The organism is Ruegeria sp. BH6 (assembly GCF_056538105.1).
In genome coordinates this window covers 242,438-256,440 of sequence record NZ_JBQFSR010000002.1, presented here as the reverse complement: position 1 = coordinate 256,440, position 14,003 = coordinate 242,438, and the positions used below count along the sequence as shown (strand labels likewise).

15 protein-coding genes and 1 tRNA gene are annotated in these 14,003 nt (G+C 59.2%); 5 read left to right on the top strand and 11 right to left on the bottom strand.

What is annotated here, in order from left to right:
• Nucleotides 1-5 precede the first annotated feature (5 nt).
• From ACR0B8_RS06485 to ACR0B8_RS06455, 7 genes are all read right to left on the bottom strand, one after another.
• A tRNA-Pro gene (locus ACR0B8_RS06485) sits at nucleotides 6-82 on the bottom strand.
• A gap of 61 nt (nucleotides 83-143) precedes the next feature.
• Nucleotides 144-752, bottom strand: a complete 609-nt coding sequence (locus tag ACR0B8_RS06480) for a MerR family transcriptional regulator (protein ID WP_170348977.1) — start codon at nucleotides 750-752, stop codon at nucleotides 144-146.
• 18 nt (nucleotides 753-770) lie between these two features.
• The gene (gene ihfA, locus ACR0B8_RS06475) at nucleotides 771-1,073 is read right to left on the bottom strand and encodes an integration host factor subunit alpha (protein WP_008755922.1); all 303 of its coding nucleotides are present in this window, start codon (nucleotides 1,071-1,073) and stop codon (nucleotides 771-773) included.
• Between the two features lie 96 nt (nucleotides 1,074-1,169).
• Nucleotides 1,170-2,141 carry a beta-ketoacyl-ACP synthase III gene (locus ACR0B8_RS06470; RefSeq protein WP_170358866.1) on the bottom strand — a complete coding sequence of 324 codons (972 nt, stop codon included), beginning with the start codon at nucleotides 2,139-2,141 and terminating at the stop codon, nucleotides 1,170-1,172.
• 21 nt (nucleotides 2,142-2,162) lie between these two features.
• Nucleotides 2,163-3,251 carry a phosphate acyltransferase PlsX gene (gene plsX / locus ACR0B8_RS06465; protein ID WP_170358864.1) on the bottom strand — a complete coding sequence of 363 codons (1,089 nt, stop codon included), beginning with the start codon at nucleotides 3,249-3,251 and terminating at the stop codon, nucleotides 2,163-2,165.
• 23 nt (nucleotides 3,252-3,274) lie between these two features.
• Entirely contained in the window at nucleotides 3,275-3,481 is a 207-nt protein-coding gene (rpmF, locus tag ACR0B8_RS06460) for a 50S ribosomal protein L32 (protein WP_008756996.1), read from the bottom strand.
• Between the two features lie 206 nt (nucleotides 3,482-3,687).
• Entirely contained in the window at nucleotides 3,688-4,224 is a 537-nt protein-coding gene (locus ACR0B8_RS06455) for a YceD family protein (protein ID WP_226688342.1), read from the bottom strand.
• An 85-nt stretch (nucleotides 4,225-4,309) separates the two neighbouring features.
• Between ACR0B8_RS06455 and ACR0B8_RS06450 the strand changes: the two genes are divergently transcribed.
• The 3 genes from ACR0B8_RS06450 (at nucleotide 4,310) to ACR0B8_RS06440 (ending at nucleotide 7,469) form a co-directional block, all read left to right on the top strand.
• Entirely contained in the window at nucleotides 4,310-4,786 is a 477-nt protein-coding gene (locus ACR0B8_RS06450; RefSeq protein WP_170348973.1) for an outer membrane protein assembly factor BamE, read from the top strand.
• 98 nt (nucleotides 4,787-4,884) lie between these two features.
• On the top strand, nucleotides 4,885-5,619 hold the full coding sequence (locus ACR0B8_RS06445) for a GNAT family N-acetyltransferase (RefSeq protein ID WP_226688343.1): 735 nt from the start codon (nucleotides 4,885-4,887) through the stop codon (nucleotides 5,617-5,619).
• A 41-nt stretch (nucleotides 5,620-5,660) separates the two neighbouring features.
• On the top strand, nucleotides 5,661-7,469 hold the full coding sequence (locus ACR0B8_RS06440) for an ABC-F family ATP-binding cassette domain-containing protein (RefSeq protein WP_226688344.1): 1,809 nt from the start codon (nucleotides 5,661-5,663) through the stop codon (nucleotides 7,467-7,469).
• On the opposite strand, the gene ACR0B8_RS06435 is transcribed toward ACR0B8_RS06440, so the two are convergent.
• Nucleotides 7,466-8,017, bottom strand: coding sequence for a sugar O-acetyltransferase (locus tag ACR0B8_RS06435; protein ID WP_170358858.1), 552 nt, complete (start codon nucleotides 8,015-8,017; stop codon nucleotides 7,466-7,468). The two genes, ACR0B8_RS06440 and ACR0B8_RS06435, sit on opposite strands and share 4 nt — an antisense overlap.
• Before the next feature lie 9 nt (nucleotides 8,018-8,026).
• On the bottom strand, nucleotides 8,027-8,782 hold the full coding sequence (locus ACR0B8_RS06430) for an SDR family NAD(P)-dependent oxidoreductase (protein ID WP_170358856.1): 756 nt from the start codon (nucleotides 8,780-8,782) through the stop codon (nucleotides 8,027-8,029).
• A 209-nt stretch (nucleotides 8,783-8,991) separates the two neighbouring features.
• Between ACR0B8_RS06430 and ACR0B8_RS06425 the strand changes: the two genes are divergently transcribed.
• The gene (locus ACR0B8_RS06425; protein WP_226688345.1) at nucleotides 8,992-9,981 is read left to right on the top strand and encodes a hypothetical protein; all 990 of its coding nucleotides are present in this window, start codon (nucleotides 8,992-8,994) and stop codon (nucleotides 9,979-9,981) included.
• An 84-nt stretch (nucleotides 9,982-10,065) separates the two neighbouring features.
• Here ACR0B8_RS06425 and tyrS read toward each other — a convergent pair whose 3' ends face one another.
• Entirely contained in the window at nucleotides 10,066-11,319 is a 1,254-nt protein-coding gene (gene tyrS / locus ACR0B8_RS06420; RefSeq protein ID WP_170358852.1) for a tyrosine--tRNA ligase, read from the bottom strand.
• Between the two features lie 92 nt (nucleotides 11,320-11,411).
• On the bottom strand, nucleotides 11,412-12,677 hold the full coding sequence (locus ACR0B8_RS06415; RefSeq protein ID WP_480658131.1) for an MFS transporter: 1,266 nt from the start codon (nucleotides 12,675-12,677) through the stop codon (nucleotides 11,412-11,414).
• A 243-nt stretch (nucleotides 12,678-12,920) separates the two neighbouring features.
• On the opposite strand from ACR0B8_RS06415, the gene ACR0B8_RS06410 reads away from it, so the two are divergent.
• On the top strand, nucleotides 12,921-13,982 hold the full coding sequence (locus tag ACR0B8_RS06410) for an anhydro-N-acetylmuramic acid kinase (protein WP_480658262.1): 1,062 nt from the start codon (nucleotides 12,921-12,923) through the stop codon (nucleotides 13,980-13,982).
• Nucleotides 13,983-14,003: the final 21 nt, after the last annotated feature.

The window sequence follows — 14,003 nt, the reverse complement described above, 5'->3', positions numbered from 1 at the left end:
TGATTTGGTCGGGCTAGCAGGACTCGAACCTGCGACCTTCCGTCCCCCAGACGGACGCGCTACCAGGCTGCGCCATAGCCCGACGTTGAGGTGTTCATAAAGACTTTCCCGGCAGGGGCAAGAGGAAATCATCGCCTTTTTTCTTATCCCGCCGTTCGGTTTTCAATGCGGTTAAGAACGGCGCGCAGGTCCTTTGCCACCGGGGCAATCTGTTTCAGCAGATCGTCATCGAAATCGGTGCGATTCCATGCCTGCGTTGCGATTCCACCCAACAGGGGGGCCTCATCCAGAAACTCCGGTGTGGGTTGCGCCGCGACCGGCTGCGGTTTCGGTTCAGCAGGCTCCACCTTAGGGGCCTCAGCAACGGGTGCAGCGTCGTCCAGATTTAGGTTGATCTGTTCGCTTGTCTCGACTGGCTTAGAAGAGAAGGGCACAACTACACTGTCGTTAGCGGTGGCGTCCGGTTTGGCCACCTCGTCCAACCCTTGCGAAAGCGCGGAAACATGCGCCACGCCCTGTTCGCGCAGGATACGCTGAACGCCTTTGATGGTTATCCCGTCCTCGTGCAGCAGTTTCTTGATACCGCCCAGCAGGCGCATGTCGTTGGGACGGTAGTAACGCCGCCCTCCGGCACGCTTTACCGGTTTGACCTGATTGAAACGGCTTTCCCAGAATCGCAGGACATGAGCCTGAACGCCCAGCCAGTCCGCAACTTCACTGATCGTGCGAAAGGCGTCGGGGGACTTGCTCATAACCGTGTCGTCCTGATCTTACTTACGGTTCCCTGCGGCGACGCGATCCTTCATCAGGTGCGACGGGCGGAACGTCAGAACCCGGCGGGGTTGAATCGGAACCTCTTCGCCGGTTTTGGGGTTGCGGCCGATGCGGGCAGTTTTGTCCCGAACGCTGAACGTGCCGAATGACGAAATCTTCACCTGCTCACCGCGCACCAAAGCGTCGGACATGTGGTTCAGAACGCTTTCGACCAGCTGCGCACTTTCGTTGCGTGACAGGCCAACCTCACGAAAGACGGCCTCGCTCAGATCCATTCGGGTCAGTGTTTTATCGCCCATACCATTTCCCCTGTTGATACCGCAGAATACGGTGAGGGGAAATTCGCTGTCAATATCAATGAATTGCAAGTCTGCGTGTAAGCCGAATTGCGCCGGTTACCAGCGCAGCACAACCGCGCCCCAGGCCAGACCGCCGCCGATGGCCTCGGTCACAAGCAGATCGCCCTGCTTGATTTGCCCGCGCTGTTTGCCGACGGACAAGGCAAGAGGAATCGACGCGGCCGATGTGTTGCCATGGTCCTGAACGGTGACGACGACGTTTTCCATCGGCAGGCCCATTTTCTTGGCGGTGCCCTGAATAATGCGGATATTTGCCTGATGGGGCACAATCCAGTCGACGTCAGTGTTGCTGAGGCCAACGCTTTGCAACGCGGTTTCCGCCGTTTTGGCCAGTTTTTCGACCGCATGGCGGAACACCTGATTACCTTGCATCCGCAGATGTCCGGTCGATTGGGTCGACACACCGCCATCGACGTAAAGCAGGTCCTTGTACCGGCCGTCTGAATTAAGGTCGGTCGCCAGAATGCCACGATCCTGCGCACTGCCTTCGCCCTCTTGCAACTCCAACACTAGCGCACCAGCGCCATCACCGAACAGCACGCAGGTGGACCGGTCCGTCCAGTCCATGATTCGCGAGAAGGTTTCGGCCCCGATGACCAGAACGCGCTTGGCCTGACCGGATACGATCAGGGCGTTGGCATTGGTCAGCGCAAAGACGAACCCGGCGCAGACGGCTTGAACGTCAAAGGCAAAGCCTTTGGTCATGCCCAACTGTGCCTGCACCATGGTTGCGGCAGATGGGAAAGTCAGATCGGCGGTCGAAGTTGCCACAATGATCGCATCGATATCGTCAGCCACTAGCCCCGCATCGGCCAGCGCGGCCTCGGCCGCTTTGGTGGCCAGATCGGACGTTGTTTCGTTTTCGGCGGCGAAATGGCGGCGCTCGATACCCGAGCGGGTCTTAATCCACTCATCCGTTGTATCGAGCGTCTTTTCAAACTCGGAATTCGGAACGATGCGCTCTGGCAAATAGTGTCCGACACCAACGACAACTGAACGGCCTGCCATGCTTGGGTACTGCCTTTTTTGTTATTCGCCAGCCTTTGGCGGCGTGTGGGCGGCATCTTGTGCAAGCTCGGCTGTCGATGCAACCCGTGCCGCCAATTTTTCGGCGAAACCAGACTGGGCCAGGGTAAAGGCCAGTTTGACTGCTGCCGAGACTCCGATGGCATCCGCGCCACCATGTGATTTGACCACGGTTCCGTTGAGGCCAAGAAAAACGCCGCCATTTACTTGGCGCGGGTCGATACGCTTTTTCAAACGATTTAACGACGTGATCGCCAGTACCGAAGCGAGGCGTGACAGCGGTGAATACTTGAACGCTTTGCGCAACAGGTCGCCAATCAGGCTGGCGGTGCCTTCGCCGGTCTTAATGGCGACGTTGCCGGTAAACCCATCAGTGACAATGACATCCGCCTTGTCGCCGGGAATGTCGCTGCCTTCAACGAAACCGACAAAATCGAAATTCGCCTGCTCTGCGAATTCCGTGATCATAGCATGTGCTTCTTTAAGCTCGGCGCGGCCCTTGTGTTCTTCGGTGCCCACGTTCAAGAGACCGATCCGAGGACGTTCCAGCGCCATGCCGTTGCGCGCATAGGATGCGCCCATCAGCGCATATTGCAGCAGGTCCTTGGCGTCGGCGCGCACATCCGCGCCCACATCCAGCATCACGTTGAACCCCTGCGGGTTGCGCGATGGCCACAGAATCGCAATCGCCGGACGGTTTACACCCGGCAATTTGCGCAACCGCATCATCGACAGCGCCATCAGTGCGCCGGTGTTGCCGCAGGAAACGGCGCCATGCGCCTCACCTTGCCGCACTGATTCCAGCGTTGACCACATCGAGGTCTGCTTGCCGCTGCGGACAACCTGACTGGGCTTGTCCTCCATCGTGACTACATCGGGGCAATCACGAAAAACGACGCGCCCCTGCAGGACACGCCGTTTGGCAACAAGTTTGCGCAGCGTAGGCTCAGGCCCGTGCAGAATAAACGCGATATCGGGATTTTTTATTGCCGATTTGGCAATGCCCGCAACCACAGTCGCGGCGCCCGAGTCTCCGCCCATAGCGTCAACCGAGATGGTAATCCGTCCGGCGTGCGAGGGCTGTTCAGTCATTCCTTGCCTGCGCTTTTAAAGGCTTAGGCCGCGTCTTCGTCCAGGTCGATTTCGTCGGCCTGTGCGACGACTTCGCGGTCATCGTAGTGGCCACAGGACGCGCAGACGTGGTGCGGGCGCTTCAGCTCGCCGCAGTTGGGGCATTCGTTCGGGTTTGCAGCAACCAGAGCGTCGTGTGCGCGGCGGTTGTTGCGACGCGACTTGGAAACTTTGTTCTGTTGGACGGCCATGGTCTCAACCTTTGTCTACTGAGGGCCAACAGATTCGCTGTGGGCCGGGTTTCATTCTTTGTTTATCTCGTGGTTTGACGCGCGTTTAGGGGACGATCCCCGCAATGTCCAACCCAAATTCCGATGAGCGCGCGAAAATACTGCGATTCTCGACATGTTCAAGCGATTTTTCTGAGGGCCTGATATGACAGGAAAACAGACCTATGTCACTCGTCTTTTTTCAGCGCGTCGCGCAGACTGGCCAGACCGGCAAAGGGCTTGACGTCTTCGTCTGTCATGGCCTGTTTGCCCGGCTCGGTATAGTCGGCCTGTCCCAGTTCGGCACCGTCTTTACGTGGGTATTGGGGCAGGGCCAGCGACAGGGCCTCGACCATGACAAGCGCTGGGTCGATCTCAGCACCAAGCTGTTCGGTTTCATCACCTTCGGGAATTTCAAACTCGGGCTCTTCTGGATCAACCCAATCGGCCACATAGATTCGCGCGACCGGGATGTCGATGCGGGTGGTCACCGGTTCCAATGTTACCACGCAGGGCTGAATCACTGTAGCCCCCAGTTTTCCGTTCAATACCCAGTCGCGCTTGCCCTGTGCCCTTACGTCACCCACAAAGCTGAGCTTGCGTAGGCCAAGCAAGCCCAACTCGTCCCTGATAGCCTCCAAAGCCTTGGCGTCTGGGCGCAACTCAAAGGGGGTTGGTGCATTTTGGGGCAGATCGGCCACCCGCAGAGATGTCTGGTTGCTCATTCGTGACCCTTTCCTGTGTTGAACCGGGGCTGCGGTTTGATGTAAGCGGATAGGGTCCGTAACGGGCCAAGGCAAGAGGGTGTGAATGTTGAAGGTTGTGAACAGGTTGAAACCGGCGTCGAAAACGCTTGTCTTTGCGGCCTGTCTGGCAGCGGCTGGTGCATGTTCGCCGGTCTTCAAGAATCACGGATATGTCCCAACGCCCGAGGATCTGGCCGAGGTCAAAGTGGGTGTGGACACCCGCGACAGTGTGATCGAGGCGGTCGGCGCCCCCAGTTCGTCCGGCGTGATCCGCGATTCCGGGTTCTATTACGTCCGGTCACGCATTCGTCATTACGGCCCGAAAAAGCCCGAAGTGGTCTCGCGTGAGTTGGTGGCGATCAGCTTTGATGACCGGGGCGTGGTTCGGAATATCGAACGGTTTGGGCTTGAGGATGGTATTGTCGTCACGCTGGATCGCCGGATTACCGAGTCCACGATTCAGGGTCAGGGCTTTATCCGTCAGCTGTTGGGTAACATCGGTAACTTTAACCCGGCCAATATTCCCGGCACGTCACAGTAATTTATAGCCACATCTTGCGATGGTCATGCGGCAGTCACACATTGTGTGATAGGGGCATGGCAAGAGGAAACAGGTCAGCAACCGCGGAGGATGCGACCATGGCACTATTGCTTGGTAAGGGGCGGTATCGCGCCCGGCTGGCGCAGTCGCGGCAGGACCTGGCGGCGGCACAGCAGCTGCGGATGTTGGCCTTTGGGACAGAAAAAATCGATCAGGACGATTTCGATTCGGTCTGTGCCCATATTCTGGTCGAAGATGTGCGCGCAGGCGGGCAGGTGGTCTGTTGTTTCCGCATGCTGACCATGGCGGATGGCACTGAAATCGGCCGCAGCTATTCGGCGCAGTTCTATGATCTTTCGGCGCTTACGGGGTTTAGCGGTCGGATGGTTGAGATGGGGCGGTTTTGCGTTCATCCGGACTGGACCGACCCAGACATTCTGCGTGTCGCCTGGGGTGCAATGACGGCCTATGTAGATCAGAATAATGTCGAGATGCTGTTTGGCTGTTCGTCCTTCGCTGGGACCGAAACCGAGGAGTATCTGGATGCGTTCGCGATTCTAAAGCACAGGCATCTCGCCCCAAAACGTTGGCTGCCACGGGTCAAGGCACCGGATGTATTCCGCTTTGCCACGCGTCTGCGTCGCAGGCCGGATGTGAAAAAGGCGATGTTGCGGATGCCGCCTTTGCTGCGTACTTATCTGATGATGGGCGGCTGGGTCAGTGACCATGCGGTCGTCGATCGGCATATGAACACGCTGCATGTGTTCACCGGGCTTGAGATTGGTGCGATTCCCCCGGCAAGGAAACGTTTGTTGCGAGCGGTGGTTCGGTAATCCCCGTTGACCCCTTGGCCTTGCCGGTTTAGCTGGCGGGCATGGCGAGAATTCCTTTGTTGCAGATGTCCGGCATTTCCCTGACCTTTGGGGGTGATCCGGTGTTTTCGGGGCTGGACCTGGTGGTGCAGCCGGGCGATCGTGTCGCGTTGGTGGGGCGCAATGGGTCCGGCAAATCAACCTTGATGAAAGTGATGGCCGGTCTGGTCGAGCCAGACCAAGGCGACATTGTGATTCCGCCTGGAAAATCTGTAGGTTACATGGAGCAGGACCCAACCATGGAAGGGTTCGCGACGCTGGGCGACTATGCCTCAAGCGGGTTAGAGCCAGGTGAGCTGTACAAGGTTGAACGTGCCGGAGAGGGGCTGAAATTCGACCCGTCGCGCCCGGTCGAAACGGCCTCGGGCGGCGAGCGGCGACGCGCGGCTTTGGCCAAGCTGATGGCCGAGGCGCCAGACCTGATGCTGCTGGACGAGCCGACCAACCACCTGGATATCGAAGCCATCGCCTGGCTCGAGCGTGAGCTGGGCGCGACGCGGGCTGCGTTTGTTCTGATCTCGCACGACCGCGCGTTTTTGCGGGCATTAACCCGAGCCACGCTGTGGATTGACCGCGGAATGGTGCGGCGACAGGAACAGGGGTTCGACGCATTCGAAACTTGGCGTGACAAAGTTTGGGATGAGGAAGATCAGCAACGTCACAAGCTGAACCGCCTGATTAAATCCGAGGCGAAATGGGCTGTCGAGGGCATCAGCGCACGACGCAAGCGCAATCAAGGCCGCGTGCGCGCCCTGCAGGCGTTGCGGGCCGAAAAGGCGGCGCAAATCAAACGCCAGGGCTCGGCCGCTATGGCGCTTGAGGCAGGGCCAAAATCCGGACGAAAAGTTATCGAAGCCAAAGGCTTGTCCAAGTCCTTTGATGCGCAACAGATCGTGCGGAACTTCGACCTATTGGTGCAACGCGGTGATCGGGTGGCTTTTGTCGGACCCAATGGTGTAGGCAAGACGACCCTGCTGAAAATGCTGCTTGGACAAGAGCAACCGGATGAGGGGTCGGTGACCCTGGGTACCAATCTTGAGGTTGCGGTGTTCGATCAGACCCGCGCGCAACTGGACCCGGAAATGAGCCTTTGGGATAGTCTGACCGGCGACCCCGAGATGCGGGTTTCCGGCAAGGCTGATCAGGTGATGGTCGGTGGCCAACCCAAGCATGTGGTCGGCTACCTCAAGGAATTCCTGTTTGACGAACGGCAGGCCAGAGCGTCGGTTAAATCCCTGTCAGGGGGCGAAAAAGCGCGATTGCTGCTGGCCAAGCTGATGGCCAAATCCTCGAACCTGCTGGTGCTGGACGAACCGACCAACGATCTGGATGTCGAAACACTGGATCTGTTACAGGAACTGCTGGACGATTATGACGGCACCGTTCTGCTGGTCAGTCACGACCGGGATTTCCTGGATCGCGTCGCCACTACGACCATCGCGATGGAGGGCAATGGCCGCGCAATCGTCTATGCGGGTGGGTGGTCGGACTATATTGCACAGCGAGGGGACGTTGCGGAAAAGAAGGTAGAAAAATCAAAACCCTCAAAGCCAAAGGTCAAGCCGGAAAGTCAGGCGAAATCGGGTCTGTCTTTCTCGGAAAAACACCGGCTTGAGAAACTACCCGCCGAAATCGCCCGGCTTGAGGCCGAGATCGGCAAACTGGAAGACCTCATGTCCGATCCCGAATTGTTCACTCGCGAACCGGTTAAATTCCAGAAGGCGACCGAGGCGTTGGTCGAGCGGCAGGAAAAACTGGCCGCAGCCGAGGATGAGTGGCTGATGCTCGAAGAAAAGGCCGAAGGCGTTTAGGACTGTTTCAGCGCTCGGGCAGGGTTTCCAACGACCGTTTCTTCGGCCGCGACGTCTTTGGTCACGACGCTGCCCGCACCGATGGTGGCATTGTCGCCGATGGTGATGCCGGGCATCAAGATGGCTCCACCGCCCACCCAGACATTCCGCCCAATCGTCACTGGCAGGCCGATTTCTAGACCCTGCGCTCGCTCAACCGGGTCTTTGGCGTGTTGGGCGCAATAAACCTGAACGTGCGGTCCGAACATCGTGCCGTCTCCGACCCTCACCGGCGCGGTATCCAGAACCACGCAGCCTGCGTTGAAGTAAACGTGCTGGCCTAGATGGATGTTCAACCCATAGGCGCAGTGAAAAGGAGCCTCGAGAAAGCAATCCGACCCGACGTTGCCGAACAACGCAAGCAATTCCGGTGCTATCGCACCGCGGGTATCCGGCGGACAGGTGTTATGCGCGTGAACCGCGCGTCGGGCCTGTGCGCGCAGGGCATCCAATTCCGGATCCAGACAGCAATACCACTCTCCGGCCTGCATCTTTTCGCGTTCGGTCATGAAACTGACCTAGCGCATTCGCAGGGCACCGTCGATGCGGATGACCTCTCCGTTCAGGTATCCCATCTCGACGATAAACCCGGCCAGTCGCCCGTATTCACGCGGATCACCCAGACGGGCCGGGTTGGGGACGTCAGCGGCCAGTTGCTGCTGTACCTCTTCTGGTAGACCGGCCAGCATCGGGGTCATGAAGATACCGGGGGCGATGGCCATCACCCGTATCCCGGTCGAGGCCAGATCGCGGGCCATCGGCAGGGTCATCCCGACCACTCCACCTTTTGAGGCCGCATAGGCCGCTTGTCCCTTTTGCCCGTCAAAGGCCGCGATAGATGCGGTATTGATGATCACACCGCGTGCGCCGTCGGGCTCAGGGTCATTCTTTGCCATTTCAACCGCAGCCAGGCGCGAGACGTTGAATGTGCCCACCAGATTGATGTCGATGGTGCGTTGAAAGGCGTCCAGTGGGTGGGGGCCGTCTTTGCCCACCGTCTTGATGCCATAAGCGATTCCGGCGCAGTTCACGGCGGCTGTGATCTGGCCCATATTGTTCATCGCCTGATCGATCGCTGCGGCCACGGATTCCTCGTTCGTCACGTCCGTTTCAGCAAAATGCCCTCCGATCTCCTCCGCGACCTGAGTGCCACGGACGGCGTCGCGGTCCAGAATAGTGACCTGTGCGCCGCGCTCGGCAAAGTGGCGTGCGGTTGCTTCGCCCAGCCCCGAAGCACCGCCAGTGATGATCGCGGATGTGGTGGACAATTGCATGGCGGCGGTCTCCTCTCAGGATATGAACGAATGTTCAGTTAATCTGAGGATTTAGGTGATGTCCACAATTCGGACGAGATTTTTCAAAGTTTTATGCCGTTTCTCAAGCGATTCTCAGAGGAACTTTAACTGCGCTTAATGCGCAAGTCTCACATCGGTACCTATCAATTTGACGCGTCGAGGGGGCGCCGAACAAGGAGACAAGTGTTATGCGTAAGAGTTTGAAAGTCGGAATTCCTGTGCTGGTAACAGCACCTTTTCTGACTGTGATGGCGGTAAGCAGCGCCGCAGCTGCGCCAGAGGTGTGCAACTGGAAAACCGCCCGGGATGCTGCAAATCGGGGGGATTATCAGGCGCTGTGTGATTGTCAGCAGGTGACACCCAGCTTTCTGGAACGCCTGCAACAACGGTCGGATTTCGCGACCACATTGCGCAACACAACGGCGCAATGCTCAGGATTGGCTTCGTTGTTGACCGACCAGCCAACGGGTTCGATTGGTGCATCGGGAAATCCAGGCGAGGCGCGGGGAAATGATCAGTTTGCCGGTCTTGATTCAGATAACGGAGGTGGTTCCGGGTCTGGCGGCGGAGGCGAAGGTGGTAACCCCGGCAACGGCGGCGGTGGCCCCGGTGACGGTGGCGGCGACCCCGGTGATGGTGGCGGTGATCCCGGTGATGGTGGCGGTGATCCCGGCGACGGTGGTGGTGATCCCGGTGACGGCGGCGGTGACCCAGGCAACGGCGGCAACAACGGCGGCGGCAATGGCGGCAACAACGGCGGCGGCAATGGCGGCAACAACGGCGGCGGCAATGGCGGCAACAACGGCGGCGGCAATGGCGGCAACAACGGTGGTGGCAACGGCGGCGGCAACGGTGGCAACAACGGCGGCCCCGGTAATGGTAACGGAAACAACGGGAATTCCGGCAACGGCGGTGGCAATAACGGCGGCTCTGGCCCCGGCACCGGAAACGGTGGCGGCAATAACGGCAATGGCAATGGCGGCGGTGGTCACGGCAATGGGGGCAGCAATGGCGGCGGTCACGGCGGAGGCAAAGGCGGCCACGGCGACGGTAAAGGAGGCCATGGCGGTGGCAAAGGCGGCCACGGCGACGGTAAAGGCGGCGGCAAAGGAGGCCATGGCGGTGGTAAGGGTGGCCACGGCGACGGTAAAGGCGGCGGCAAGGGCGGCAAGCGTTAACCGCGCCGATGTGAACCTACACCTTTGAAAAGGAAAACGGCCACCCAACGGGGTGGCCGTTATTTGTAATGGGCGGGGCTGTGATCAGCCCAATTGCACCAGCGCGTGCCGCTTTTTACCAGCACTCAGTTTGATGGGCGAGGACAGCGCGCCCGCGTCAATCATCAGCCCTGCATCGGTCAGCGGCGCGTCATCCAACTTGGCGCCATTCTCGGCAATCAGGCGCTTGGCCTCTTTGCCCGATTTGGCCAGACCCGATTTCACGATGACCTGCACGATGGACATTCCGTCGCCCAGCTCATCCGCGCTGAGAGTCAGGGTCGGAAGATCGCCACCCACGCCGCCCTTTTCGAACACTTCACGCGCGGTTGCTTCGGCCTTGGCTGCGGCTTCGGCCCCGTGCAGCAGGGTGGTGATTTCGTTCGCCAAGCGGATTTTGGCTTCGTTGATCTCGGACCCTTGCAGCCCGCCCAGGCGCTCGCACTCATCCACCGGCATTTCGGTGTAGAGCTTCAGGAACCGCCCGACATCCGCATCGGTGGTGTTGCGCCAGAACTGCCAGAATTCGTAGGGCGAGCGCATCTCGGCGTTCAGCCACACGGCACCGTCCTGAGATTTGCCCATCTTCTTGCCGTCGCTGGTGGTCAACAGGGGCGAGGTCAGGCCAAAGATCTCATGATCCAGCACGCGGCGGGTCAGGTCGATCCCATTGACGATATTGCCCCACTGATCCGAGCCGCCCATCTGCAGAACGCAGCCATAGCGGCGGTTCAGCTCAAGGAAATCATAAGCCTGCAGGATCATGTAGTTGAATTCGAGGAAGCTGAGCGATTGTTCTCGATCCAGCCGCGATTTCACGGACTCAAACGAAAGCATGCGGTTGACCGAGAAGTGCCGCCCGATGTCCCGCAGGAAATCGAGGTAGTTCAGGTCGTCCAGCCACTCGGCATTGTTCAGCATCAGAGCTTTGTTTTCGGCGTCACTGTCATAGTCGATAAAGGCCGAGAACACCTTTTTGATGCCCGCGATGTTTTCGTCGATCTGTTTGGGACCCAACAGGGGGCGTTCATCCGCGCGGAACGACGGATCGCCCACCTTGGTTGTGCCGCCGCCCATCAGGGTGATCGGCTGATGGCCGGTTTTCTGGAACCAGCGCAGCATCATGATTTGGATCAGGCTGCCCACATGCAACGATTTTGCCGTCGCATCAAAGCCGATATAGGCCGGCTTGCACCCACTGATCAGCGCTTCGTCAAGGCCCTGATAATCGGTGCAGTCGGCGAGAAAGCCGCGCTCGATCATCGTGGCGATGAAATCCGATTTGGGGTGGTAGGTCATATCGTGCCCTTTGGGTTGATGTTGCGGGGCACTGTATAGGCGTCGCTTTGGGCAAGGAAAAGCCACCATTTCCAAGAAAAACGTGGGCAGTGTCAGCTTTTGACCGGAGGCAGGCGCAACGCATAGAGCATTGCGATCAGGTTCAGCGCGACCAGTGCAAAGATCGGGGTGATTGGATCGTGCAGATGTGCCACCGCGCCCAGGATCGCAGCAAAGACCATACCGATCAGTCCGGCACTAACATCGCCAAGGGCGACCAGGTAGGGACGCTCCTGTTCCGATGTTTTTTCAATGATATAGAGATAGCGGCCATAAATGACACCATTCCCGCCCAGTGACAGCAGCAGGATGACCAGCGCATAAACCCAGACGTTCTGCGCATAGCCAAGGAATGTGAAGGCCAGCGCCAGTATGGCTGAAACTGCCGAGATCAAGCACCCCAGCCACATCACCGGCTTGACCGAGATCCGACCGCTGAGCCAACCCCACAGGATCGAGCCCAGCACCATACCAAGACTGGCGGCCATCACGAAATAGCTGAGTGAGTGTTTGGTGCCCACGTGAAAGGTCGCAGCGTGGATCGTGTAAAACGGCATGGCCAGCTCAACCGAGACAAAGATCAGACGCGCCGTTAGAAACTTGCGATACCACGAATAAGCCATGCCGGTTTTGAAACCGGTCACCAACTCAGCCAGCGGTTTGGGTTTGCTTTTGGGTGCGGGGGCACGGGCTTGCTCTTGTTCCAGCAGCCGGACACCGGCAAAGCTGACGCCGGCGGCGAACATGGCGACGACGCCGCACCACAGGACGACGATGTGGCGCTGCATTGGTTCATCCGAGGCCAGCAGATCGCGCGTCACCCAGACCACAAGAATGGCCAGAATGCCTGAGATTGTGGCCTGTGCAAACACCATCCGATTTCGTTTCGCCTCGGGCACCGAGATGCCATAGATTTGGCTGGTACCCAGACTGGTGATCCCTTGGCACAGTCCCATTACAACCGCGGTTGTCAGAAATAGTAACACAATCAAAAGATTGGGAAGGTTTGTTGCGAACAATGCCACGACCGACAGAATGGCGGCCGTCAGGATGTTGGGTGCGTAAACCGCCAGTTTCGCGCGGGTCACCCGATTGATGAACGGAGACATGAAAATCTCGGCAATCAGGCGCGATCCGGTCACGAAGGGCAGCAACAGGCCCGCGAAAAACGTAGGCGCCCCCAAGGCCAGATACAGGAAGGGCAGCACCAGATTGGGGTTCACCAGCTGTCCGCCAATTGTGGCCAGCGAACCTGACCAAAAGATAAGCTGGTAATTGCGTCCCTGCGCGGGCTGGTTGGGTGTCTGTGTGTCCGTCATGGTCGTCCGTTTGGGGTGCAGTTGGTCGCAATGCTTACTCAGGCCGTGCGCCGGTGCAACCGTCCCGTCGCTCGTGTTGTGGTTGCAGGCGCGCAGGTTGTAGCAAAAAAGCACGTGGACCGCGTGATGTGACTTGCCTAGTGGGGCGATGAACAGGCAGGTTGAGCGCCATAAAACAAGATAAATGAGGTGAGCGTGAACCGGGCCATCAGGAAAGGCGGGCCGATCAAAGCCCTGGGTGCAATGTCTGGCACGTCGCTGGACGGTGTGGATGCTGCGGTGGTGGAAACCGATGGGCATCACATCATCGGTTTTGGCCCAAGCGGCTATCGCGCCTATACCGAGGCCGAGCGCAGCGATCTGCGCGCGGCGCTGGGTCAATGGCACGGCCCGGACGTGGACAAGGCGGCTGAGCTGGTCACCATTGCGCACGCCGAGGCGCTCTCGGAGTTTGAAGAGGTCGACCTGATCGGCTTTCACGGGCAGACTCTGGCGCACGAACCACATGGGCGGGGTACGTTACAAGTGGGCGACGGCGAGGGGTTGGCGCAGGCTTTAGGCGTGCCGGTCGTCTGGGATTTCCGCAGTGACGACGTGGCGATGGGGGGGGAAGGTGCGCCCCTAGCACCATTCTTTCACTTTGCCTGCGCCAAATGGATCGGGGCGACCCAGCCGCTGTGTTTTTTGAACCTCGGCGGGGTGGGAAACCTGACTTATGTGGACCCCGGCTTTGACGGCCCGGAAGCGCCCGGAGCTCTGCTGGCCTTTGACACCGGTCCCGCCAATGCACCCGTTGATGACCTGATGCAGGCGCGTCTGGGCCTGCCGATGGACCGCGATGGTGCGGTTGCGCGTGGCGGCACGGTCGAGATGGGCGCGCTCGAACTGTTTCTGGCCGAGCCTTACTTTACCCGAATGCCCCCTAAGTCTCTTGACCGGAACGACTTTGCCGAGATGATCCGGTTGGTTCAGGAGCTAAACGACGCCGACGCGGTTGCCACACTGACCGGCATGTGTGCGGCGGGCGTGCTGCAGGGGATGGAACATTGCCCCAAACCGCCTGCGCGTCTTCTGGTCACTGGCGGCGGGCGGCATAACCCGGTGCTGATGGAGATGCTGCGCGTCGCACTGGACTGCCCGGTCGAGCCGGTCGAAGCGGTAGGGTTGGACGGCGACATGCTCGAGGCACAGGCCTTCGCCTATCTCGCAGTACGCGTGGCACGTGGGTTGCCGACCTCATGCCCTGGAACAACCGGTGTCAAGGCGCTGGTTGGCGGTGGGGTGGTGAGTACGGTGGCGGGGTAAGACCGTTTCTACCAGAGATCA